This window comes from Nannocystis sp. (assembly GCF_016714285.1).
Taxonomy (GTDB): Bacteria; Myxococcota_A; Polyangia; order Nannocystales; family Nannocystaceae; genus Nannocystis.
Genome location: NZ_JADJNN010000001.1, coordinates 205,469 through 227,834, shown reverse-complemented (window position 1 = coordinate 227,834; position 22,366 = coordinate 205,469). Strand labels below are relative to the sequence as shown.

Sequence of the window (22,366 nt, the reverse complement as noted above, 5' to 3'; positions counted from 1 at the left end):
GCTGGCCCCCCGACGTCGGCGACGGACTCGGCCTCGCGACGCGCACCCTCATACGTCGGCGACGAACTCGATCTCGCCGAGCCACGCCCCCTCAGACGTCGGCGACGAACTCGGTCTCGCCGAGGCGCGCGCGCAGGGTCGCCAGCAGGCGCTCCGACAGCCCGGTGTAGCGGCGGGCCGCGTCGCCGCGGTGGACCGCCTGCGTCACCGCCCGCGGGTCGCCGACGATCAGGCACAGCCGGCGCGCCCGCGTGACCGCCGTGTACAGCAGGTTGCGGCGCAGCATCACGTGGTGCTCGCCGAGCAGCGGCACCACCACCGCCGGAAATTCGCTGCCCTGACTCTTGTGGATCGACACCGCGTAGGCCAGCTGCAGCGACGCCAGCTGCTTGCTGTCGTAGGCCACCGGCGTGCCGTCGATCTCGACCACCAGCGTCTGCGTGTCCGGGTACACCGCCGTGACCACGCCGATGTCGCCGTTGAACACGTTGCGCTCGTGGTCGTTGCGGACCTGCATCACCCGGTCGCCGACCCGGAACAACTTGGGCGCCGCCCGCCCGGGGAAGTGCAGCGCCAGCTCGGGCTGGCCCTGGGTGTGGTGGGCCTGCAGCGCCAGGTTGAATGCCTCCGTCCCGGCCCGGCCCTTGTGCATCGGGCACAGCACCTGGATGTCCGTGCGGGGGTTCAGGCCGTAGGCCTGCGGGATGCGCTCGGTCACCGCCTTGATCACCAGCTCGTGCGCCCGCTCGGCGTCGCGGGCCGGCACCACGTAGAACTCGCCGTCGCTGCGGCGGTCGCTCTGCGGCACCCGCCCGTGCAAGATGTCGTGCGCGCCGACCACGATCGTCGAGCCCTCGGCCTGGCGAAAGATCTGGGTCAGGCGCACCACCGGGATCGGCGAGCCCGGGCGCTCGGCCGCCGCGATCACGTCGCGCAGCACGTTGCCCGGCCCCACCGACGGCAGCTGGTCGGCGTCGCCGACCAGCAGCAGTCGGTGCTCGGGCGTCAGCGCCGACAGCAGCGCCTCCGCCAGCGGCAGGTCCAGCATCGACGCCTCGTCGATCACCACCAGCCCCGGGTCCAGCGGGTTGTCGGCCCCATACGTGAACTGCCCCGTGTTGCCCTGGATCTCGAGCAGGCGGTGGATCGTCGTCGCGCGCTGCCCGGTCGCCTCGGCCAGCCGCTTGGCCGCGCGCCCGGTCGGCGCCGCCAGCAGCAGCGCCGACCCGTTGGCCAGCGCCGTCTCGATGATCTGCCGCGTCACCGTGCTCTTGCCCGTGCCCGGCCCGCCCGTGAGCACGACCAGGCCCGCGTCCGTGATCGCCGCGACCGCGGCCGCCTGCCCCGGGCTCAGGTCCGACGGCATCGCGATCGATCGCCAGCGCGGCCGATCACCTGTCCCCAGGGCCAGGTCGACCAGCGCCGCCGCGACGTGCAGCTCGGCCTCGTAGTGGCGCCGCGGGTAGCACAGCGCCCCGCTCTGGCCCGGGCGCTCGTCGCGGACCAGATCGTCGCCCGCGACCAGGCGCGCGACGCCGTCGGCGATCTTGTCCGCCGGCAGCTCGAGGATCCGCACCGCCTGTTGCACGAGCACCGGTTCGGGCAGCGCGCAGTGCCCGTCCTGCTCGGCCTGCTCGAGCGTGTAGAGCAGCCCCGCGTCGACCCGGTCGTCGCTCTCGAGGTCGACCCCCAGCGCCCGCGCGATCTTGTCGGCGGTCAGAAAGCCGATGCCCCGGACCTCGCGGGCCAGCCGGTAGGGCCGCTCGCGCATCACCTGCAGCGCCCGGTCCTGGTAGCGGTCGACGATCGCCTGCGCCAGGTAGGTCGGCAGGTCGAGCTCGATCAGCTGGTTCTCCACCTCGACCACCGGCCCGTTGCGGGCCTCGTGGAACGCCAGCAGCTTCTCCAGCGTCTTCGGCCCCACGCCCTCCACCTCGAGCAACCGACGCGGCTGCTTGTCGAGGATCGTCAGCGTGTCGAGCCCGAACTTCGCCACGATCTTCTCCGCCTTGTCGGCCCCGAGCCCCGGGTAGCGCTCGAGCCGGCGCACGATCCCCGGCAGGGTCGTCGGCGCCTTCGCCACCAGCCGCGTGAACGCGAACTGCCGCCCGTGCGTGGGGTGATGCACCCACTCGCCCGCCGCCGACACCTGCGCCCCGTCGTCGACCCCACCGCTGCGCCCGACCCAGGTCGCCAGCCCCGGCTCGCCCGGCATCTGCACCCGCAGCACCGTGTAGCGCGTGTCCTTGCCATGGAACACCGTGCTCACGACCTTCGCGTCGAGCCGCAGATCATTGCGCGGCTCGCCGCTCGCCTCGGCGCTCGCACCCATGCGTGGCTCCTGGGGCTTCATGCCGGCCGCGCAGCATCGCCGATAACCCCGCAGCGCTCAAGCCCAGCGCCCGCGCGCCCCCACAACTTGGTTTCGGCGCTCTGGCCCTTGCGCCTGAGCATTGCGAACGGGAACCTCGACGAACGCCCGCGGTCCACAACACGTGCCATCCCTACCCCACGCCCTCGCGCTCGCCGGCACCCTGCTGCTCGCCTGCACCGCGCACGAGCCCGCGCCCGCGATCCCCTCCGTCGATCCAACCAGCCCCGCCGCGCTCGCGCGCACCCTCGCGATCGAGCTCCCCGCCCCGGCTGGTCAGGTCGTGCCCCACGGCCCCGCGCTGTGGCTCGGCCCCGAGATCCTCGCCTTCGTCGGCAGCGACGCCCGCCTGCACCGACTCGACGACGCCGAGATCCAGGCCGCGATGATCGGCGACCTCTACGACCTCCTCGCCGCCGACACAACCACCACCTCGCTCGACCTCTACATCGATCGCCGCGTCACGATGCTGCGCCTCGCCCCGATCCTGTACACCGCCGGGCGAGCCTCGCGGACGCCCCTGCGCCTGGTCGGCGGCCCTCCCGAGCAGCCCGCGGCGCTTGCCATTGAGCTCCCGCCCATGTTCAGCGATCACCCCGACGCAAAGCCCCCTTTCGGCCGCCTCGCCGCCGACCTCCTGGTCGTCTGGGGCGTGGGTGGCGTCGTCGCCAGCGCCCGCCCGCGGCCCGCCGAGCGCGCGCCCTTCGGCCTCGACCACGAGGAGCCCGCGCCTGGCCAGCCCGACCTTCCATCGCTGCTACCGGAGCGAGTGCCCCTGCGCGCCCCGGAGCGCGCCGGCCTGCTCGATCCGCACGCGCTGGCCCGCATCGCCGCCGATCTTTGCAGCTTCAACGACGGCCCGCTCGGCGTCTCGCTCGCGCCGACCCGCGACGTCGATCACGCCGCCCTCATGCGCTTCGCCGCCGCGATCGCACAGCCCTGCACCACCGAGATCCGCCTCAACCTCACCACCGGGGACGCCACGCTCGACCCCGACGCCGTCACCGTCACCGAGCTCGCGACCCGACTGCGCGCCCTCACCCGCGATCACGGCGCCGTCGCCAGGTAGGCGTCGTACGCCTCGAGTCACTCCACCATCTCCACGATCAATCCACCCGCGGATCCACCTGGCGCGACCGCGCGATCACGGCGCGCCCGGCGAGGCGCTCCCCGACGGCTGCGAACGCCACGCGCGCGCCAGATCGCAGGCCTGCGGATCCGCGACCACGCTGCGACCCGCGTGCGCCGCGGCGCCGGTGGCGATGTAGTCGGCGTAGCTGGCCACGATCACCGGCGCCGCATCACCTGTCCGAAAGTACAGGCTGACCGGCTCGCCCGCGTTCTTGAGGCCGCCCGCCGCGAGCGACCCGTCGACGCGCACCAGCGTCGTCCCCGGCGCCGGCGCCACGTCGCTGCCCTCGTCCGGATCGTAGCCCGTCGCGACCACCATCACCCGCTCGCCCGGCCGCGTCATGAAGCCCGGCAGCGCGTCGCCCTCCTCGCCCGTGATCGCCTGCGCGCCGCGGTCGGCCAGGACCAGGCCCTCCCACAGCTGCGCCGGCCCCTCGTCGCGCAGGTCGACCAGCTCGACGAACTCCTGCGCCGGCTCCGGCCCGCGCGGGTTGGCCAGGATCTCCGCCAGCCCGAGCGGCGGCGCGAGCGGGGCCAGGCTGTCCCCGAGGACAGCCTCAATCGCCAGCTCGCGCGCGTTGCCAGCCAGGTCTTCGGCCCGCAGCGTCGCCGTCGCCACCGTCCCCGGCGCCGCCCCGATCGCCGCCAACCGCAGCCCCAGCGTCACCGGTCCCGGCCCCGCCACCGCCTCGTCCTGCGCCGCCCCGATCGTCAGGCGCAGCTGCAGCGGCTCCTCGGCGACCAGCCGCGCGTACACGCAGGGCCCCAGGCTCGCCACGCTCGCCCCCGCGAGCTCCGGCGCCGCCACGTCCGGCCCCGCCGCCGTGATGAAGTAGTCGGGCTCCGCGGGCGCCACCGCCGGGCGCCCGAGCAGGTCGCGCAGGCTCCCACCACCTGGCCGATAGGCCATGTCTGAACGGACAGGAGCGTCCGGCCGCCAGCGCAGGCACAGCCCGGGGACCCAGCCCGGGCACGGCTCCGGATCGATCAGCGTCACCGTCGACCCGTCCTCCGCCGCGAGCTCGAGCGTCGCCCCCCGATCGATCGCCACCGGCGACGCGAACGAGGTGGCCACCCGCGCGAGGTTCGGCGGCACCTCCACCGCCCCCGACGGCGGCACCGCCAGGCGCGCCTCGGGCCCGCCCGAGCCCTCGTCCGCCGTCACCAGATCCCGCCGCCACACCGCCACCGCGCCCGCCTCGTCGACCAGCGGCGCCCCGCTGGTGTCGCGCGCGAACACCAGGAGGCTGTGCCGCACGCGCGCCTGCAGGGCCCGCTGCGGCCGCACCGTCACCCGCGCCCCCGGCCCCGCCGGGCTCCGCTCCGCGACCTCGACAGCCACCGGGACCCCGCCCGCGATCGGCCCGCGCATCAGCCCCGCCACGGCGCTCGCGCTCAGCGGGTCCCGCATGCAGCGACCGCGTTCGCAGCCCGACCCCTCCGCCGCGCACACCGGCGTGTACTCGCAGCGCCCGACCTCCTCCCACGCCACCAGCGCGACCCGCACGCTCGCCGGATCGATCGCCTCGCTGAAGTCGACCGTGATCTCCGGGAAGGTCGCGACCTCGACGTTGCGCGGCCGCAGCAGCGAGCTGGCGAACACCCGCGGCCCCTCGAGATCAGCGTGCAGCTCGATCTCTCCGCAGGAACACAGGAGCACAAAAACCAGGCGAAGCAGGCGCATGGCCCCGGTTCGACCACCGCCCCGCGATCGTTGCAGCCGCAGCTTCTTGATCGCGTGGACCCCATTGAGGGTGGCGCACCCGCGATCGTCGCAGCATCAACGCAGCAGCGGCAGCACCTGCGCCGCGAAGCGCTCCATCTCCTCCAACTGCGGGCTGCACTGCAGCAGCAGCAGATCGACCCCCACCGCCGCGAGCCCGCGGATACGCTCGGCCACCTGCGCCGGCGTCCCACACAGCCCGGGCCGCAGCCCGCGGTTGCTCACCGAATAGTCGGCCAGGCTCACCTGCTGCTCGAGCTGCGAATGCGCGATCCACTCGTGATAGTTCTGGTAGCCCGGCGAGCCCGGGCTCACGTCCGTGACGCGCCGCAGCTCCGCCTGCGCCGCCGCCTCGCTGTCGCGCACGATCACGTACGCCGCCAGCCCGTACTGCAGCGCCGCCAGCCCCAGCGCCGCCCGCCGCCGCCGCATGTCCGCGATCTTCGCGGCCACCCGCGCCGGCGGATCGCCGTGCATCACGTACGCGTCGCAGGTGCGGGCGATCAACGCCTTCGCCGCCTCCGACTCACCGCCCGCGTACAGCGTCGGCCGCGGCGATCGCAGCGGCCGCGGCGACACGATCAGCTCCTCGACCTGGTAGTGCTCCCCCGCGAACGAGAAGCACCCGCCGCCCCACGCCCCGTCCAGCACCGCCAGCCACTCGGCCGTCCGCGCGTAGCGGTCGTCGTGCGCGTCGAAGCGGACCCCGAAGCGCCGCGCCTCGTCGGCCCACCACGACGACACCACGTTCAGCGCCAGCCGCCCGCCGCTGATCTGGTCGAGGCAGGCCGCCTGCTTGGCGAAGATCGCCGGGTTGTGGAAGCTCGGCCGCACCGCGACCATCAGCTCGATCCGCTCCGTCACCGCCGCCACCGCTGCCGCCAGCGTCCACGCGTCCAGCGACGGCGCCAGGACCCCCTTGATGTCGTTGAGGAACAGCTCCGCGATCAAGGTCAGGTCGAAGCCCAGCTCCTCGCTGCGCCGCGCCAGCCGCCGCGCCTCGGCCCAGCTGGTGTCCATCCCCTCGTCGGCCACGTTGCGCAGCCACCCCCCGAACACCGGGAACCAGTAGCCGATCCGCATCACGCCCCGGCGTCGGCGCGCCCGCCCAGCACCCGCCCTATCGCCACTGGCCCTCGGCACAATCCGTGAAACCCGGCCCCAGGTCGCGATACGCGTGGGGTCGCCAGAAGTCGCGGGGATCCTCCGCCAGCGTCAGCACGCGCACTTGATCGGCCCCGGCTTCCAGCGAGATCGTCGTCGCCTGCGACTCGTGCCGCAGCGGAAATTGCAGCCCCAGCCGCTCACCCTGCTGGCGAAACACCAGCGACTCCGTGGTCCATTCGTCGTAGTCGCCGCGGTGGTGCCAGCCGACCCCACGTCCGTCGAGCGCCTGCACCTGCAACTGATAGATCGAGAAGCCGCTCCCCCCGGTCGCGAAGCGCTGCTCGTCGCCCCACAGGCGCCCGCCCAGCGCCCCCGTCTGCGGCCCCGGCCCCGCCGGGGTACGCATGGCTGCCCCGCTCCCCCGCAGATCCGCCGGCAGCAAGGCCCCCTCGAAGCAGTGCGCCCTCGCGTTCCCGGCCCGGAAGTAGCGCACCTCCGCCGTCGCCTCGCGCGGGTCCCCGCGCAGCACCAGCCACTCGCGCTCGCCGTCCGTCTCGAAGCGATACGCCACCGTGTGCTCCGCCCCCGACTTGCGAAAGCGCAGCCCCAGCGCCCCCTGCGACCCCTCGAAGTCGAAGCTGTGCGTGTTGGTCAGCCCGACCTTCCCGTAGCGATAGATGCCGAAGCCATCGGGATGGAAGAAGTAGAAGCGCATCGGGTCGCCCTCGTGCAGCGTCTCGAAGCGCTGCCACAGCCCCGCCAGCCGCGGATCGCTCGCCGCCCGCGGCGCCTCCCCGCAGACATCGACGACCACCGGCAGCTCCGGCTCGCGCGCCGCCTGCAGCAGCGCCAGCGACCCGACCACGAGGACCACCAGACTCTGGGGACAGAACATACGCCGAAGCATGGGCGCCGACTCTACCAGCAAGACCGACCCCCGATCACCCGATCCACCGCCCCCTTCGCGGTCCCGCGCCCCCGCCCCCCCCCCCCCCCCCCCCCCCCCCCCCCCCCCCCCGCGCCGCCGGGCCACCGTCGCGGTCCAGGGCCTCACCACCCCTTCGCGGTCCTGGCCCTGCACCACCCCTTCGCGATCCTCGACGCCACCTGCTACCCGCCCCGCGCCCGCCCTGTTAGAACCCGCCGCGTGCTGGTCCTCGCCTCTGCCTCGCCGCGCCGCGCCGACCTCCTGCGCAGCGCCGGCATCGCCTTCACCGTCGCCCCCGTCGACGCCGACGAGCGCGAGCTCCCGGGCGAGGCCCCGCCCGCCTACGCCGCCCGCGTCGCCCGCAGCAAGGCCGCCCTCGCCGTCCCGCAGCACCCCGGCGCCGTCATCCTCGCCGCCGACACCACCGTCTTCCTCGACCTCGCCGGCCCGCCGCTCGGCAAGCCCGCCGATCGCCAGGCCGCCTCGACCCTCCTGCGCGCCCTCAGCTCCGCCCCCCGCCACTTCGTCACCACCGCCTTCGTCCTCGCCGACACCCGCGGCCCGGAGGTCACCTGGCTCTCGCGCCAGGTCACCACCGAGGTGCGCATGCGATCGCTGGCCGACGACGAGCTCGGCGCCTACCTCGACAGCGGAGAGTGGCGCGACAAGGCCGGCGGCTACGGCATCCAGGGCCGCGCCGCCGGCCTCGTCACCGGCATCACCGGCTCCTACACCGCCGTCGTCGGCCTCCCCCTCGCCGAGGTGCTGATCGCCCTGCGCGAGCTCGCCGTCGCCTGAGCGGTGTATCCTGCGCCGCGTGACGATCGCCGACAACCTCGCCCGCGTGCGCGACCAGATCGCCGCGGCGATCGATCGCCGCGGCCCCGGCCCCGCCGTCACGCTCATCGGCGTCGGCAAGAAGCAGCCCGTCTCCGCCCTCGCGGCCGCCCTGGCCGCCGGCCTGCGCGACCTCGGTGAGAACTACGCCCAGGAGTTCGCCGCCAAGCACGGCGATCCCAGCCTCATCGGCCCCGCTGACCCCGTTGACCCCGCTGGCCCCGCTGGCCTCGCCACCTTCACCCCGCGCTGGCACTTCATCGGCGGCCTGCAGTCCAACAAGGCCCGCCTCGTCGTCGGCCGCGCCCTCATCCACACCGTCGATCGCAGCTCGCTGGTCACCGCCCTCGCCGCCCGCGCCCGCGCCCTCGCCTGCACGCAGGAGATCCTCGTCGAGGTCAACCTCGCCGGCGAGGCCCAGAAGGCCGGCGTCGCCCCCGACGCCCTGCCCGCCCTGCTCGACGCAATTTCCCGCGAGGCCGGGGTCCTCCGCTGCGTCGGCCTCATGCTCATTCCTCCCGCCGACGACGACCCCGAGCGCGCCCGCCCCCACTTCGCCGCCCTGCGCGAGCTCGCGGCCCGCGGCGCCGGCGGCCGCCCGCACGTCGATCTGCGCGAACTGTCCATGGGCATGAGCGGCGACTTCCCGGTCGCCATCGCCGAGGGCGCCACCATGATCCGCATCGGCACCGCGATCTTCGGCGCCCGCCCTGGTCCCACGCCGGCGTAGCCGCGGCGCGCCCACGTGACAGCGAACCCCAGGCGACCCGCACCAGGAGAACGACCGGGAGGCAGGTTCTGCGGCCGCAGGCCGCCGACCATCACCATCTCACCAGGTGAATGACCGGGTGAGGCCGAACACGGTCCCCCGCCGCCCGCGACCATTGTCGCAATTCGCCGCCCGGTGTATCGGATCGACGTGCGTCGGGCCACTCCGCTGCGCGACGGCCCAGGCCAGGCCCCCGCGCTCACGCTCCACTTCGACGGCGCGCCGGTCCCAGCCGACCCCCGCGACACCGTCGCCTCCGCGCTCATCGCCGCCGGCGAGCTCATGACCTCGCGCAGCGCCAAGTATCGCCGCCCGCGCGGCGCCTACTGCCTGCTCGGCGACTGCGGCACCTGCCTGGTCCGCGTCGACGGCGAGCCCAACGTCCGCGCCTGCCTCACCCCCGTCCGCGACGGCATGCAGGTCAGCTCCCAGAACAGCTACGGCGACCTCGACCCGACCGCCCTGATCGACGCCGTGTTCCCCGGCGGCATCGACCACCACCACCTCGTCGTCCGCCCCCGCCTCGCCAACAGCGTCATGCAGGGCGTCGCTCGCAACCTCACCGGCTTCGGCATCCTCCCCGACCACGCCCCCGCCGGCCCCGCCTGGCGCGAGGAACATGTCCCGGAGGTCCTGGTCGTCGGGGCAGGTCGCAGCGGCCGCGTCGCCGCCGCCCGCCTGCTCGCCGCCGGCCTCGACGTGCTCCTCCTCGACCGCCGCGACCGCGCCGACCTGCTCGCCTGGGACCCCGCCCCGCTGCCCGCCGCCCTCCGCCCCGGCCTCGGCGTGTTCGCGGCCTACCCCCACGAGGGCCTGTGGGCCGCCGCCGCCGCCATCGCCGACGAAGGTCCCAACCAGCATCCCAACCAGGCATCCCAACGGGCCAGGCGCCGCCCCCACCCTCCACATCATCCGCCCGCGCCACGTCATCCTCGCCCTCGGCGGCCACCTGCCCACGATCCCCGTCACCGGCAACGACATCCCCGGCGTCGTCTCGGCCCGCGGCCTGCGTCACCTGCTCGCAAGGACAGGTCGCGCTCTGGCCGGCCCCGTCGTCGTGATCGGCGCCGGAGCGGCCGCCCGGGCCCACGCCGACGCCCTCGGCGCGGCCCTCGTCGGCCCCGACGAGGTCCGCCGCATCGTCGGCCGCCGCCGCGTCAAGGCCGTCGAGACCGCCACCGCCCGCCTCCCCGCCCGCCTCGTCGCCCTCGCCCCCGAGCCCGCCCCCGCCTGCGAGCTCGCCGCCCAGGCCGGCGCCGCCCTGCGCTGGACCGGCAGCGGCTTCGCCCCGATCTGCGACCCGGACGGCCGCGTCCAGCTGCGCGCCGCGGAGCACCCGCTCGCCGACGACCCGCCCGCGAACCCACCCTGGACCCTGTGGGCCACCGGCGCCCTGAACCAGCACGACGCCGGCGAGGCCGTCGCCGCCGCCCTCCTGCGCCAGCTCGCACGAGCTGTCCCAAAGGCCAGCCATGACTGACCTGCCCCAAAGGCCAGCCTGTCCCAAAGGCCAGCCTGTCCAAGAGGCCAGCCTGTCCCAAAGGCCAGCCTGTCCCGGAGGCCAGCCATGAGCGAGCGCCGCTTCGTGTGCCGCTGCGAGGACGTGACCCTCGCCGAGCTCGACCACTGCCTCGCCCGCGGCCTCGCCACCGTCGAGGAGATCAAGCGCTACACCGGCCTCGGCACCGGCCCCTGCCAGGGCAAGGAGTGCGTGGCCCTGCTGTGCCGGATCCTCATCGATCGCGGCGCCCTGGACCCCGCGACCGCCCAGCCCTTCACCGCCCGCCCCCCGCTCGAGCCCGTCACCTTCGCCACCCTCGCCGCCGCGAGCCTGGGCCCCGCGACGACCCCCGCGAAGGAGCCCGGGTGAGCGCCGAGCTCCACGCCATGGGCAGCGCCACCCAGCCCCTGCCGCCCGAGGTCGACGTCGCGATCGTCGGCGCCGGCATCATGGGCCTGGCCCTCGCCTACCACCTCGCCCGCCTCGCCCGCGACCTCAAGATCGCCGTCATCGAGCGCGGCTACCTCGTCAGCGGCGCCTCCGGCCGCAACGGCGGCGGCCTGCGCATGCAGTGGGGCGACGCCGGCAACGTGCGCCTGATGATGGAGAGCATCGACGAGTGCAAGGGCCTCGCCCAGGAGCTCGGCATCAACCTGTGGTTTCGTCAGGGCGGCTACCTGTTCCTCGCCCGCAGCGAGGCCGGCGAGCAGCGCCTGGTCCGCAACGCCGAGCTCCACGCCGAGGTCGGCGCGCCGACCCGCCTGCTCGCCCCCGCCGAGGCCCAGGCGATCGTCCCGCAGCTCGACGTCAGCGATGTCCGCCTCGCCTCCTTCAACCCCGAGGACGGCGTCGTGTTCCCGTGGCCCTTCGTGTGGGGCTACGCGACCCAGGCTGTGCGCCACGGCGCCCGCCTGCGCACCCACACCGCGGTGACCCGCGTCGAACCCGTCGGCGATCGCTACCGCCTGCAGCTGTCCACCGGCGAGTCCCTGCTCGCCGCCCGCGTCGTCAACGCCACCGGCGCGTGGAGCCACGGCCTCAACGCCCAGCTCGGCATCCATCTGCCGAACCAGCCGCACCGCCACGAGATCCTCTCCTCCGAGCCGCTCAAGCCCTTCCTCGATCCCCTGGTCGTCGACCTCGGCAGCGGCCTCTACTTCTCCCAGAGCACCCGCGGCGAGCTCGTCACCGGCATCACCCTGCCCGACGCCGACGACGGCAGCGACACCTCGCTGAGCCTCCACTCGAGCCTGCGCTTCCTCGGTCACATCAGCCGCACGCTCGTGCAACTGATGCCGATCGTCGCCAGCATGAAGGTGCTGCGCCAGTGGGTCGGCCCCTACGACGTCTCGCCCGACGGCGACGCGATCGTCGGCCCGAGCCCCGGCCACCCGCGCTTCGTGCAGGTCTGCGGCTTCACCGGCCACGGCTTCATGATGGCCCCGGCCGTCGGCCGCCTGCTCGCGCGCTGGCTCGCCGACGGCACCCAGCACCCGATGCTCACGCGCTGGGATCCCGGTCGCTTCGCCAGCGGCCAGGCCCACCGACGCGAGGACATGATCATCGGCTAGGCGATCCCTCAACCCGAAGAAGCGCCGCCAGAGCAACGGAAAACCCAGCCGCCCAGGGCGAATGATCGCGACGCCAGGCGAGCGCGTTGTCGCCACAGCCGCCCGAGATGCGGCCTCACGGCTCCATGCGCGCCGCCTCAAGAACCCCGCATGGACCGGCCCCCGCGGCCCGACATCGCGCTGGAAACCCGGACGCCGCGAGCCCCACCGACATCGACCCCCGTCGCCCCCACCACAGCCCGCCGCACGAAGACCCCCCGGTGCGCTCACCGGGCCGCGCTTGCCAACCAAATTTATTCTGACCTATCATGGCCGCTACATGCAGCCCGCGAAGGACAGCGCCCCATGGAAGTGACGTTCTGGGGCACCCGGGGCAGCATCCCCGTATCCGGGTCGAAGTACGCCGAGTTCGGCGGCAACACGCCCTGCCTGCAGATCTCGCTGGAGAGCACGACCGACACCGTCATCTTCGACTCGGGCTCCGGCGTGCGAGCTCGGCGTGCGTCTGATCCAGACCCGCGCCACCCACTCCCGCGTCGTCCACCTGTTCCTGACCCACGCGCACTGGGACCACATCCAGGGCTTCCCCTTCTTCGCCCCCGCCTTCCTCCCGGACTTCCAGCTCAACATCAGTTGCACCAAGGACGCCAAGTCGATCCTCGAGCGACAGATGCAAACGCCCTTCTTCCCGGTCAGCCTCGAGATGATGGCCGCGCGCCGCAGCTTCCGCCTGCTCCACGCCGCCGACGTGGTCGCCATCGCCGAGGCCACGGTCCGCCACATCCCCCTGCCCCACCCGCAGGAGTCGACCGCCTTCCGCGTCGACGAGCGCGGCAAGAGCATCGTCTTCGCCACCGACACCGAGCACGCCCCCGACCACATCAACGAGAGCCTCGCCGAGCTCGCCCGCGACGCCGACGTGCTGGTCTACGACGCCCAGTACACCTCCGAGGAGTACAGCGCCGGCAAGCAGGGCTGGGGCCACAGCACCTTCGCCGAGGCCGTCAAGCTGGCCCGCACCGCCAAGGTCAAGCAGCTGGTCCTCTACAGCCACGACCCCGGCCACGACGACGAGATGCTGCGCAAGATCGAGGCCGCCGCCCAGGCCCAGTACCCCGGCACCGTCGCCGCCCGCGACGGCATGCGCATCAAGCTGTAGGCTGGGCTGTAGGCTGGGCTGTAGGCTGGGCTGTAGGCTGGGCTCCAGGCTCGGCTGTAGGCTGGGCTGTAGGCTCGGCTGTAGGCTGGGCTGTAGGCTCGGCTCCAGGCTCGGCTCGCGGCTCGCTACTCGGCTCGCAGCTCGGCGCTCGGCCTGTCCCAAAGGACACTCGATGTGGCCTGTCCCAAGGGACACTCGCACCCGGCCCGCCCGCCGGCCACCGTCCCGCCCGCCGGCCACCCTCGCGTCACGGACCCCGCGCAGCGCCAGCGCATCGCCCTGGCCCGCGACTTGCTGTGCGCCGCGCGATGCACGAGTCGAGCGAGCACACCGCGATCGTCGAGCTGTTCCGCGGCACCCCGCAGCTGGCGGCGCAGCTACTCGCCAGCGTGTTCGGCGTCGCGGTGCCCGAACGTCCGGCTCGGGTCGCTGACCCCGTGCTGCGCCCGGGCGCCCTGGCACCCGACCTCGTGCTCGAGCTCGGCGACCCGGCGAGCCTCGTGATCATCGTCGAGGTGCAGCGCAGCATCGACCCCGACAAACGCTTCAGCTGGCCGGCCTATCTCTGGCTCGAGCGCCTGCGCCGACGCTGCAGCTGCCGCCTCCTGGTCGTCGCTCCCGACCCGGCCGTGGCCGCGTGGGCGGCCCAGTCGATCGCGTGCGGCCCGGAGAGCAGCACCCGCCCGCTGGTCCTCGGCCCGGCCCAGATCCCACGGATCACGGAGCCCGAACAGGCCGCCGTCCAGCCAGCCCTGTCACTGCTCTCGGCCCACACGCACGGCGCGGGCGCCGAGGGCGACGCGGTCCTCCACGCGGCCCTCACCGCCCTGACCCACTTGGACCGCGGCGAACGCCGCATGTACACTGACCTGGTGTTCCGTGGCATCCGCCCCGAACGCGTCCGGCACCTCAAGGATGAACTCATGCTGCTCGACGAATTCTTCCCCCCAGCCCGCTTCCCCACACCCACCGCCGACGCCATCCTCGCGGACCTCAGCGCCGTGCTGGAGGCCCGCCTCGCCCGCGGCGAGGCCCGCGGCGAGGCCCGCGGCGAGGCCCGCGGCGAGGCCCGCGGGCTTCAACACGCGCTGCTGCGAGTCCTTGCGCAGCGCGGCGTGCCCCTGTCTCCCGAGCAGGAGTCGATGATCCTCGGCTGCAGCGCGGCGGCCCAGCTCGACCTGTGGATCCGCCGCTCCGTCACCGTCGCCAGCGCCGACGCGCTGTTCGCCGACCCGCCCTGACCACGCACCTGTCCCGCAGGACAGCCTCAGTAGTCGTCCACCAGATCGCCGACGACCACGCCCGCCTTGCAGTGCTGCGCCAGCACCCGCTCGCACTTGCCCCGATCCATGCCCGGATAGAAGCCGCGCTCGCCCGAGAACGCGGCCGAGTCGGGCTCCGCGTCGGCCCGCTCCTGCGGCCCCAGCCGGCGCACGAACATGTTGGGCCCCTCGCTGCAGCGACCAAAGCACATGTAGTCGACCACGTGCACCCGCCCCTGCAGCTCCGGATCGGCGGCGACCCGCGCGACCAGCAGCTCCTTGAGCAGCTCGCTCTCGTGGGTGACCCCGCAGCTCGGCCCGTCGCACACGAGGATCTGCAGGCGCGTGCGCGGCATGGCGGACTCGGTGGTCATGGCGGGTCGGCGAGCCTAGTCGCAAGCCTCGCCCGCAGGCAAGCCGCCCAGGTCACCCGGAGCCCACTTGGAGCCCGATCCCGCCGCCGCGCAGCTCCCGCCCGCACACCCGCCGATTTCTTGGCCCCGGCCCGCGCCGCGGGTAGCGTCCGCGCATGACGGGCGAGTCCTCCCTGCGCGCCGTGGGCCGGCGATCCGCCGCGCCCGCCGGCCACGCGCGCTGCTCCTGCGACTTGCTGCTCTCGCTGTGTCAGGACTCCGCGGTCCAGGCCTGCCTCGCCGGCCTCGCCGACCTCGCCACGCTGCGCCGCGGGGTCGCCAGCCTGCACGCCGAGGCCGACAGCGAGCCGGCTGACTGGCGCCTGCGCATCGCCCAGCGCAGCGCCGGCCGCCGGGGCGCGGGCGAGCTCGAGCAGCTGCTGGCGATCGTCCGCAGCGCCGACTGCCACGCCTACCAGCTGCTCGAGCGCGCCGGCGTGGCCTGCAGCGCGCTGCGCAAGCGCCTCATCGACCTGCTCCGCGAGGCCGAGAACCGGGCCGCCCACGAGTCCACCCCCCGCAGCCTCCCGACCCGCCAGAGCCAGCTCGCCGCGCCAGCCCGCGTGCTCCCGCTGACCAGCGACCCGGCCCCGCGCCGCCGCGGCGAATTTACACCTGTCCCCGAGGACAGCCCCCGCCGCCGCGAGCCCACACCTGTCCGCGACGACAGCCCGGCCCGCGTCGGCCGCATGTCACCTGCCCGCGACGACAACCCGACCCGCGTCGGCCGCATGTCGCCTGTCCGCGAGGACAGCCCGACCCGCGGCGGCCGCATGTCACCGGTCCGCGACGATGGCCCCCACGACGCCCAGCGCCCGCGCGCCGACAGCTCCGCCCGCATGGCCCGCGCCGAGCTCCGTGACCCGCGCGCCGACAGCTCCGCCCGCATGGCCCGCGCCGAGCTCCGCGACCAGGGCGACGCCCGTGACCACGATGTAGCGACCGCCGACGCCCCTGTCCTTTCGGACAGCCGCACCTTCGCCGACGCTCCGACCACGCGCCCCGAGCTGCGCCCCGGCCCGCGCCTCACCGCGATCGATCCGCGCCAGCTGGCCCCCCTGCACGCCCGCGACGCGACCCTCGCCCGCCTCGCCGACGCCCTCCTGCGCAGCAGCCCGCGACCGCCGCTGCTGGTCGGCCCGCACGGCAGCGGCCGCACCCTGGTCGCCAGCCACCTCGCGCGGGTCCTCGGCGCCCCGGTGTTCCGCATCGACGCCGCCGACCACGCCGACGAGGACAGCCTGCGGGCCGAGCTCGCCGTGGTCGCCCGCCAGCGCGGCGTGGCGATCCTCGACGACCTCGATCAGCTCGGCGGCGACGCCCCGCCGAACATCCTCCCCGCGCTCGTCAAGATCTGGTCCTCCGGCCACCCGCCGGTGCTGACGATCGTCTCCCCCGAGGGCCGCGCCCGCCTCGAGTCCTGGCTGCCCGGCATCGCCTCCACCTTCGACGTCCTCGAGCTCCCCGTGCTCGAGGGCGACGCGCTCAGGTGTCGCCGTCACCGCGGCCGCCCCCGCCGTGCTCGCCCAGCACGACCTGTCCCTCGGGCCAGGTGCCCGCCTGGCCGAGCTCACCCGCCTCGCCGACCGCTTCCTCGGCGGCCTCGCCATGCCCGGCCGCGCGCTCGACCTGCTCGACCTCGCCTGCGCCCGCACCGCCCGCGAGGGCCGGCGCCAGCTCCACCGCGACACCTGGATCGACATCGTCTGCGAGCGCAGCGGCGTCCCGCGCGAGCGCATCGAGGGCCTCGGCGGTCAGCTCGGCGACCAGGAGATGCTCGACCTCGAGAGCGAACTGCACCGCCAGGTCGTCGGCCACGACCCCGCGATCAAGGCGCTCGGCCAGCTCATCCGCCGCAACCGCGCCGGCTTCAGCTCGCAGCGCCCGGTCGCCACCGTGCTGCTGCTCGGCCCCAGCGGCGTCGGCAAGACCGAGATCGCCAAGGCCCTGTGCGGCGCCCTGTTCGACCGCCCCGACGCGCTGGTCCGCCTCGACATGAGCGAGTACGCCGAGAGCCACGCCGTCGCCCGGGTCATCGGCGCCCCGCCCGGCTACGTCGGCCACGAGCAGGGCGGTGCCCTCACCGACCCGCTGCTGCGCCAGCCCCACTGCGTCGTCCTCCTCGACGAGATCGAGAAGGCCCACCGCGACGTCCACCAGCTCCTGCTGCAGGTCCTCGACGAGGGGCGCCTCACCGACGGCCGCGGCCGCACCGTCGACTTCCGCCACGCCGTCCTGATCATGACCTCCAACCTCGGCGCCAGCTGCCTCCTCGGCGACGACCCCCAGCGCGAGGCCCGGGCCCTCGAGGCCGCCCGCGCCGCCTTCCCCGTCGAGCTGTGGAACCGCATCGAGGCCCCGCTGGTGCTCCACCCGCTCGCCACGTCGGAGCTCGCCACGATCTGCGCCCGCCTGGTCCGCGCCTCGAGCGAGCGACTGTTCCGCGAGCGTGGCATCCGCTTCAAGCTCAGCGAGCGCGCCTGTCGTCACGTCGTCGGCCTGTGCGAGCGCGACGCGGCCCTCGGCGCCCGCCCGCTCCGCCACGTGCTCACCCGCGTCGTCGAGGCCCGCGTCGCCGACGCGATCCTCCGCGGCCAGGTGCGCACCGGCATGGAGGTCAGCGTCGACGTCGAGGACAACCAGCTCGTGCTCGCCACCTCGCGCGCCTAAAGCCCCTCGCGCGAAGTCGCCGACCCGCCTTGACCAGATCCAGACCTTCGCGCATCGTGACGCCCCATGGGCCTGCCCGTCCCACGCGCCATCAGTCTCGGTGAGGAGCTGTCCTCGCTAACCCGGGACGACCGAGCCCGACTCGACCAGATCCTCTGGATCCTCGGCAACGACCTCCGCCGCGACCCCAGCGACCTGCTGTCTCACGCAGTCATGGCAATGGCGCACACCCTCGCGGGCGAGGTCACGGAGTTTCGCCGCTGCCTCGCCCAGATCAGCCCCCACGTCGCCCAATTCCCCGACTGGCTCAAGCTCAACGTCCTCAGCTTCCACGTGATCGCAGGTGAGTCCGGGCTCGCTAGCAGCCTCATCGAGGCGATGCTCCCGCGCGACGACCTCGCGCCCAAGGACCGCGCACGCCTGCTCAGGCTGGCAGGCGATGCCGCCCTCCGCTTCGGCGACCTCGCCCTTCTGGCGCGCCTCGCCGACCTCATGCCCGCTGGCTCCGAGTCCCGCGGGTTCCTGCACGCGCTGCGGGAGACCGGCCTCGACCACTGGTGGCATGCTCAGCAGCAAGCGATTGAGGCCGTGCTCGGACCCCACACCACCCGCTTCGGCCGGGAGCTCCAGTGGAGCGACGCGGATCGGCCCGTCATTGTCCTCGATTATCTCACCGACGCAGCCTCCTTCGCCGAGCTCGACGTGCTGCAAGCACGCGTCGACGATGCGATGGAGCGCACCTACGCGACGCACCCGGAGGGCCCGGCCGCCACTCTCGGTGTCGTCGTGATCGCCGTACACCTGCCGTTCATCCCGCGGCCTGAGGTGCTCCGTGATCACGCCGATTGAGCTGTGGAACGCCGCCGAGCAGCTTGCGGAGGGGAGCCTCGACGGGGACTCCGAATTTGCCCGCCGCCTCGTCATCTCCCGCCTCTACTACGCCGTCTTCCACAGCCTGCAGGCGGCACCGGCCACCCGATCCCTGCCACGCGCCACCATCGACGGCGGAATGCACAAGGCCTTCATCGCCGCGATCAAGCAGTCGACTGACAAGCATCTCCGGCGCGCGGGACAACGTCTCGCCGACCTCCACCAGCGCCGTGTCGACGCCGACTACAACCTCGCTCGCCCCATCTCTCGCATGGACGTCGCCGAGGCGCGCCACGCCGCGAACGCCGTGCGCAGCTTGGTCGCGGAGAGCGAAACGCCCGCGTGACTCGCCCGGCCGGGGCCGCCCTCCTCGCCGACCTCGAGAAGCAACGCGACGCCCTCGCACGCAGCCTGCGCGGCGCCAACCCGCGGCTCGACGCCCTCGCCCTCACCGAGCTCACGACCCACCTGCTCGACCGCATGATCTTCCTGCGCCTCCTCGCCGACGCGCAGATCGAGCCCGACGCCCTCACCGGCATCGCCGCCAGCAATTCGCCCTGGGCCACCTTCCAGGCTGCCTGCCGCCGCCTCGACCGTCTCCACGAGCACCCCGTCGCGCCCCCTCGCCTGGATCGACTCCGCGTCGACGAGGCGATGTTCGCCGCCGTCTGTCATCACCTCGCACCCCGCGGATCCGCAGACCCGCTCCCACCCGGCATCCTCGGCGACCTCCACGAGCGATCGCTCGGCCAGGTCCTCGCAGTCCGTGGCGGCGACGCTCACTTCGTCGCCCGCCCGGGCCCCCGTCGCAGCGCCGGCGCCTACTACACCCCGGCGTACATCGTCGGCCTGATCATCGAGCAGACCCTCGGCCCGCACATCGTCGGCAAGACCCCGGCGGAGCTCGCCGAGCTCCGCGTCTGCGACCTCGCCTGTGGCGGCGGCGCCTTCCTGCTCGGCGTCTACGAGCGCCTGCTCGCCGCCCACGCGCAGTGGTACCAACAACACCCAGCCGAGGCATCGCGCGCCGGCTGCGTGCGGCAGCGCGACGGCAGCCTCGCCCTCTCGCTCCCGCAGCGCCAGGCGATCCTCGTCGCCAACATCTTCGGCGTCGACATCGATCCGCAGGCAGTGGCGATCGCCCGACGCACCCTCTCTCTCAAGCTCCTCGCGGGCCACACACCCACCGCCCCCGTCCCAACCCTGGGCCGCAACATCGTCTGCGCCGACGCACTTCGTCGCGACGATCGGCCCACCGTCGAGCAGCTGTTCCCCGCGGTCATGAGATCCGGCGGCTTCGACGTGATCGTCGGCAACCCGCCCTACGTCCGCCCGCACAACCTGAGCGCCGCCCACAAGCGCCGGCTCTGGGACCACTACCCCGTGTTCAAGGCCAAGGCGGACCTGTACGCCTGTTTCATGCAGCGCTCGACGGCCTTGCTCAAGCCCGGCGGATACCTCGGATACATCGTCGCCCGCGGCTGGCTGGCGCTCGACAGCTTCGACGTCCTGCGCCGGCACATCCTCGAGCACTACAAGATCCAGCAGCTCATCGAACTGCCGGCGCGGGTCTTCGCCGAGGCTCAGGTCGAGACCATCGCCCTCGTGTTCCAGCGAGCGCTGGAGGCGAAGGCACGCGATCGCAACGTCATCGCCGTCAACACCCTCGTCGGCGAACGCGTGCAGCCGCAACGAACGATCCGCCAGCAGGCCTTCGCCGCCACCTACTGCAACGTCTTCGACCTCAGCATCGAGCCCGCCACCGAGGCCGTGAAGTCCCGCATGCGCGAGGGCCCGAGCGCTCGGCTCCCTCTATGACATCGTCTTCGGCCTCAAGACCGGCGACGACGCCAAATTCATCCACACCCGCAAGGGCTACCACAAGGACGACCAGCCCCTGCTGCGTGGCGACGACATCCGCCGCTACGGCCACACCTGGAACGGCGAGTACGTCTGGTATGTCCCCGAAAAGATGCGAGCCCACCGCAGCACGGCCCGCCCCGGCGAGGCCGCCCGCTTCGAGCAGCCCAAGGTCATCGTCAAGGACACCAGCAAGGATCTCGGCGCCACCTGGGAGGACGGCACGCACTACGTCAAGGACGTCCTGATCGTCCTCCCGCGCCCGGACCTCCCCACCTACGACCTCAAGGCCCTCCTCGGCATCCTCAATTCGCAGGCCATGCGCTTCTACTACCGCAGCACCTTCCCGACCTTGCATGTGCAAACCAAGGAGCTCGCCAGCCTGCCGCTCCCCCGCTTCGACCTCGCCAGCAAGTCTGGCCGCGCGGCCCATGACGCGCTCGTCGCTCTCGTCGACCAGCGCCTCGAACTCGAGGCCACATCCCGTGCCGCCCGCACCGACGCGACAAAACACCCGCAGGCCACCCGCATCCGCAGCCTCGAGCGCCGCATCGACGCCCTCGTCTACAAACACTACGGCCTCGACACCGCCGCCATCGAGACCCTCGAGTCCGCCCTCGCCCGAACCACCGCAGCGCCCGACGGATCTTCGTCGGCCCGACAGCGGCCGTTCCCCGCTTGAGCCGTCGCCCCGCGACACCCACCCTCGCCCGGCCTAGCCCGGCGCCTGCAGCATCGCCGCCAGGCGCCCGCTGAGCAGCGCGTACAGCTCCCCTGCCGTCCCGCCGAGCGCCGCAGCGTGGCGGGCCGCAGCCTCGTGATCGCCGCGAGCGATCGGCCCGGTCACGCCCCTCGGCACGCCGAGCGCGAGCAGGTTCTCGAGCGACGACTGCATCAACACCGCCAGCGCCTGCGCCACCGCCTCCGCCGGCAGGCCCTGCCCGACCAGCGTCGCGCGGGCCGCCTCGTGCAGCACCGCGAGGTGGTTGGCCGCCAGCGCGCACGCGGCGTGGTAGCGGGCCCGCCCGGCCGCGTCCATGTCCTGCAGGTCGAGCCACGGCTGCTCGCCGATCAGGCGCAGGGCCAGCTCGCGCGCCGGCTTGTCGCCCTCGATCCCGAAGCTGCAGCGCTCGAGCAGACCGGCCGGCAGCTCCTGCCGCAGCGAGCAGATCGGGTGCAGGGTCCCGACCGGGAAGCCCGCGGCCACCAGCGGCGCCAGCCCCTCGTGCGCCGGCTGCGAGCCCGCCGCGTGCAACACCGGCACCGGTCGCAGACCGAAGCTCGCCAGCGCCTGCGCCACCGCGCCGATGAACCGGTCCTGGCACAGGATCCAGATCACCTTCGGCACCCGCGACACCGGACCCGACGCCGCCGCGTTCGGCCGCGACGCCATCCCCGGCAGCTCCTCGCTGCCGTCGATCAGCCCGCGCGCCGAGATCAGCGTCGAGGTCCAGCCGCGGGCCATCAGCCACGCCTCGGCGTGCCGCGCCACGTGCCCGTGTCCGACCAGCCACACGTGCCCGCGAGTGCCCGCGTGCAGGCGCTCGAGCACCGCCGCCGGGACCGCCGCCTCGAGCCCCGCGCGCGCGGCCGGGTTGTCGCGCGCCGCCAGCCAGCCGCGCACCGCCGTGCTGCTCACCTCCGGCAACGCGCAGCTGCTGGCCTCCGCGTAGCCCATGCGTGGCACCACGATCGGGGAGAATTCCGCGGCCAGGCGGTCGTAGTTGCGCCAGCGCTGGATCTCGCCGTCGGCGACGATGTCCGAGCCGACCACCAACCGCACCTTGAACTCCGGGTGCTCTGCCTGCACGGCGCACAGCATCTCGTAGCTGTAGCTCGGCGAGTCCGCCGGGCGGCCCTCGGCCAGGCGCAGCTCGAGGTCGCTGACGCTGACCTGCGATCCATGCACGCCCATCGCCAGGCGCGTCCACACCAGCCGCTGGTCGAACGGCGACATCCGCTTGGCGAACGGGTGCGACCAGCACGGCACGACCAGCACCCGCACGGCCAGCCCACGGGTCAGCAGATAGGTCGGGATGAGCACGTGCCCGATGTGGGGCGGGTCGAAGCTACCACCGAGCACCGCGAGGATCGGACGTCGCATGGACCCGCGGACTTATAGCCCGCGGGCCCCTACGCCCGACAGCCACCGGCCCGTGAGACGTCTTGCGTGTACACGGTGAAGGCGCGACGC

19 protein-coding genes and 2 pseudogenes are annotated in these 22,366 nt (G+C 73.6%); 15 read left to right on the top strand and 6 right to left on the bottom strand.

Annotated features, from left to right (window positions below; translation table 11 throughout):
• Positions 1 to 91: 91 nt before the first annotated feature.
• The gene (gene recD2 / locus IPJ59_RS00995; protein WP_293269369.1) at positions 92 to 2,353 is read right to left on the bottom strand and encodes an SF1B family DNA helicase RecD2; all 2,262 of its coding nucleotides are present in this window, start codon (positions 2,351 to 2,353) and stop codon (positions 92 to 94) included.
• Positions 2,354 to 2,495: 142 nt separating this feature from the next.
• Between recD2 and IPJ59_RS00990 the strand changes: the two genes are divergently transcribed.
• Positions 2,496 to 3,440 carry a hypothetical protein gene (locus IPJ59_RS00990; protein ID WP_293269368.1) on the top strand — a complete coding sequence of 315 codons (945 nt, stop codon included), beginning with the start codon at positions 2,496 to 2,498 and terminating at the stop codon, positions 3,438 to 3,440.
• Between the two features lie 75 nt (positions 3,441 to 3,515).
• Here the strand turns inward: IPJ59_RS00990 and IPJ59_RS00985 are convergent, their stop codons facing one another.
• From IPJ59_RS00985 to IPJ59_RS00975, 3 genes are all read right to left on the bottom strand, one after another.
• On the bottom strand, positions 3,516 to 5,186 hold the full coding sequence (locus tag IPJ59_RS00985) for an Ig-like domain-containing domain (protein WP_293269366.1): 1,671 nt from the start codon (positions 5,184 to 5,186) through the stop codon (positions 3,516 to 3,518).
• Between the two features lie 96 nt (positions 5,187 to 5,282).
• On the bottom strand, positions 5,283 to 6,308 hold the full coding sequence (locus tag IPJ59_RS00980; RefSeq protein WP_293269364.1) for an LLM class flavin-dependent oxidoreductase: 1,026 nt from the start codon (positions 6,306 to 6,308) through the stop codon (positions 5,283 to 5,285).
• 37 nt (positions 6,309 to 6,345) lie between these two features.
• Positions 6,346 to 7,227: a hypothetical protein gene (locus IPJ59_RS00975; protein WP_293269363.1), complete on the bottom strand. Its 882-nt coding sequence runs from the start codon at positions 7,225 to 7,227 to the stop codon at positions 6,346 to 6,348.
• 252 nt (positions 7,228 to 7,479) lie between these two features.
• On the opposite strand from IPJ59_RS00975, the gene IPJ59_RS00970 reads away from it, so the two are divergent.
• The 8 genes and pseudogenes from IPJ59_RS00970 (at position 7,480) to IPJ59_RS00935 (ending at position 14,338) form a co-directional block, all read left to right on the top strand.
• Positions 7,480 to 8,058: a Maf family protein gene (locus IPJ59_RS00970; protein ID WP_293256207.1), complete on the top strand. Its 579-nt coding sequence runs from the start codon at positions 7,480 to 7,482 to the stop codon at positions 8,056 to 8,058.
• Between the two features lie 19 nt (positions 8,059 to 8,077).
• Positions 8,078 to 8,827: a YggS family pyridoxal phosphate-dependent enzyme gene (locus IPJ59_RS00965; protein ID WP_293256210.1), complete on the top strand. Its 750-nt coding sequence runs from the start codon at positions 8,078 to 8,080 to the stop codon at positions 8,825 to 8,827.
• A 174-nt stretch (positions 8,828 to 9,001) separates the two neighbouring features.
• Positions 9,002 to 9,241: pseudogene (locus tag IPJ59_RS37470) on the top strand ((2Fe-2S)-binding protein); the annotation flags it as partial.
• 244 nt (positions 9,242 to 9,485) lie between these two features.
• Positions 9,486 to 10,346: a hypothetical protein gene (locus IPJ59_RS00955; RefSeq protein ID WP_293269359.1), complete on the top strand. Its 861-nt coding sequence runs from the start codon at positions 9,486 to 9,488 to the stop codon at positions 10,344 to 10,346.
• An 87-nt stretch (positions 10,347 to 10,433) separates the two neighbouring features.
• On the top strand, positions 10,434 to 10,736 hold the full coding sequence (locus IPJ59_RS00950; protein WP_293256216.1) for a (2Fe-2S)-binding protein: 303 nt from the start codon (positions 10,434 to 10,436) through the stop codon (positions 10,734 to 10,736).
• Positions 10,733 to 11,938, top strand: coding sequence for an NAD(P)/FAD-dependent oxidoreductase (locus IPJ59_RS00945; protein ID WP_293256219.1), 1,206 nt, complete (start codon positions 10,733 to 10,735; stop codon positions 11,936 to 11,938). Before IPJ59_RS00950 ends, IPJ59_RS00945 begins: the two co-directional genes overlap by 4 nt.
• Positions 11,939 to 12,437: 499 nt before the next feature.
• A complete protein-coding gene (locus tag IPJ59_RS00940) occupies positions 12,438 to 13,097 on the top strand; it encodes an MBL fold metallo-hydrolase (RefSeq protein WP_293269357.1) in 660 nt (219 codons plus the stop codon).
• A gap of 308 nt (positions 13,098 to 13,405) precedes the next feature.
• Positions 13,406 to 14,338 (top strand): hypothetical protein, encoded by a 933-nt coding sequence (locus tag IPJ59_RS00935; RefSeq protein WP_293256224.1) that lies wholly within the window; start codon positions 13,406 to 13,408, stop codon positions 14,336 to 14,338.
• 26 nt (positions 14,339 to 14,364) lie between these two features.
• Here the strand turns inward: IPJ59_RS00935 and IPJ59_RS00930 are convergent, their stop codons facing one another.
• Positions 14,365 to 14,733, bottom strand: a complete 369-nt coding sequence (locus tag IPJ59_RS00930) for a hypothetical protein (RefSeq protein WP_293256227.1) — start codon at positions 14,731 to 14,733, stop codon at positions 14,365 to 14,367.
• Between the two features lie 155 nt (positions 14,734 to 14,888).
• Here IPJ59_RS00930 and IPJ59_RS37460 point away from each other — a divergent pair.
• The 6 genes and pseudogenes from IPJ59_RS37460 to IPJ59_RS00900 all read left to right on the top strand — a co-directional run.
• Positions 14,889 to 16,034 (top strand): annotated as a pseudogene (locus IPJ59_RS37460) (ATP-binding protein); the annotation flags it as partial.
• Positions 16,035 to 16,290: 256 nt separating this feature from the next.
• Positions 16,291 to 17,442 (top strand): AAA family ATPase, encoded by a 1,152-nt coding sequence (locus IPJ59_RS00920; RefSeq protein ID WP_293269353.1) that lies wholly within the window; start codon positions 16,291 to 16,293, stop codon positions 17,440 to 17,442.
• Positions 17,443 to 17,508: 66 nt separating this feature from the next.
• Entirely contained in the window at positions 17,509 to 18,291 is a 783-nt protein-coding gene (locus IPJ59_RS00915; protein ID WP_293269351.1) for a hypothetical protein, read from the top strand.
• Entirely contained in the window at positions 18,275 to 18,658 is a 384-nt protein-coding gene (locus IPJ59_RS00910) for a hypothetical protein (protein WP_293269349.1), read from the top strand. Before IPJ59_RS00915 ends, IPJ59_RS00910 begins: the two co-directional genes overlap by 17 nt.
• Positions 18,655 to 20,130, top strand: coding sequence for an HsdM family class I SAM-dependent methyltransferase (locus IPJ59_RS00905; RefSeq protein WP_293269347.1), 1,476 nt, complete (start codon positions 18,655 to 18,657; stop codon positions 20,128 to 20,130). The genes IPJ59_RS00910 and IPJ59_RS00905 overlap by 4 nt, the downstream gene beginning before the upstream one ends.
• 1 nt (position 20,131) lies before the next feature.
• On the top strand, positions 20,132 to 20,854 hold the full coding sequence (locus tag IPJ59_RS00900; protein WP_366524535.1) for a TaqI-like C-terminal specificity domain-containing protein: 723 nt from the start codon (positions 20,132 to 20,134) through the stop codon (positions 20,852 to 20,854).
• Positions 20,855 to 20,887: 33 nt separating this feature from the next.
• On the opposite strand, the gene IPJ59_RS00895 is transcribed toward IPJ59_RS00900, so the two are convergent.
• The gene (locus IPJ59_RS00895) at positions 20,888 to 22,276 is read right to left on the bottom strand and encodes a DUF2520 domain-containing protein (protein WP_293269345.1); all 1,389 of its coding nucleotides are present in this window, start codon (positions 22,274 to 22,276) and stop codon (positions 20,888 to 20,890) included.
• Positions 22,277 to 22,366 lie beyond the last annotated feature (90 nt).

Bases quoted from the DNA above. Each gene is read 5' to 3' on its own strand.
- IPJ59_RS00955 (WP_293269359.1), top strand. From the start codon at position 9,486: ATGTCCCGGAGGTCCTGGTCGTCGGGGCAGGTCGCAGCGGCCGCGTCG.
- recD2 (WP_293269369.1), bottom strand. From the start codon at position 2,353: ATGAAGCCCCAGGAGCCACGCATGGGTGCGAGCGCCGAGGCGAGCGGC.
- IPJ59_RS00985 (WP_293269366.1), bottom strand. From the start codon at position 5,186: ATGCGCCTGCTTCGCCTGGTTTTTGTGCTCCTGTGTTCCTGCGGAGAG.
- IPJ59_RS00950 (WP_293256216.1), top strand. From the start codon at position 10,434: ATGAGCGAGCGCCGCTTCGTGTGCCGCTGCGAGGACGTGACCCTCGCC.
- IPJ59_RS00915 (WP_293269351.1), top strand. From the start codon at position 17,509: ATGGGCCTGCCCGTCCCACGCGCCATCAGTCTCGGTGAGGAGCTGTCC.
- IPJ59_RS00930 (WP_293256227.1), bottom strand. From the start codon at position 14,733: ATGACCACCGAGTCCGCCATGCCGCGCACGCGCCTGCAGATCCTCGTG.
- IPJ59_RS00975 (WP_293269363.1), bottom strand. From the start codon at position 7,227: ATGTTCTGTCCCCAGAGTCTGGTGGTCCTCGTGGTCGGGTCGCTGGCG.
- IPJ59_RS00895 (WP_293269345.1), bottom strand. From the start codon at position 22,276: ATGCGACGTCCGATCCTCGCGGTGCTCGGTGGTAGCTTCGACCCGCCC.
- IPJ59_RS00935 (WP_293256224.1), top strand. From the start codon at position 13,406: ATGCACGAGTCGAGCGAGCACACCGCGATCGTCGAGCTGTTCCGCGGC.
- IPJ59_RS00980 (WP_293269364.1), bottom strand. From the start codon at position 6,308: ATGCGGATCGGCTACTGGTTCCCGGTGTTCGGGGGGTGGCTGCGCAAC.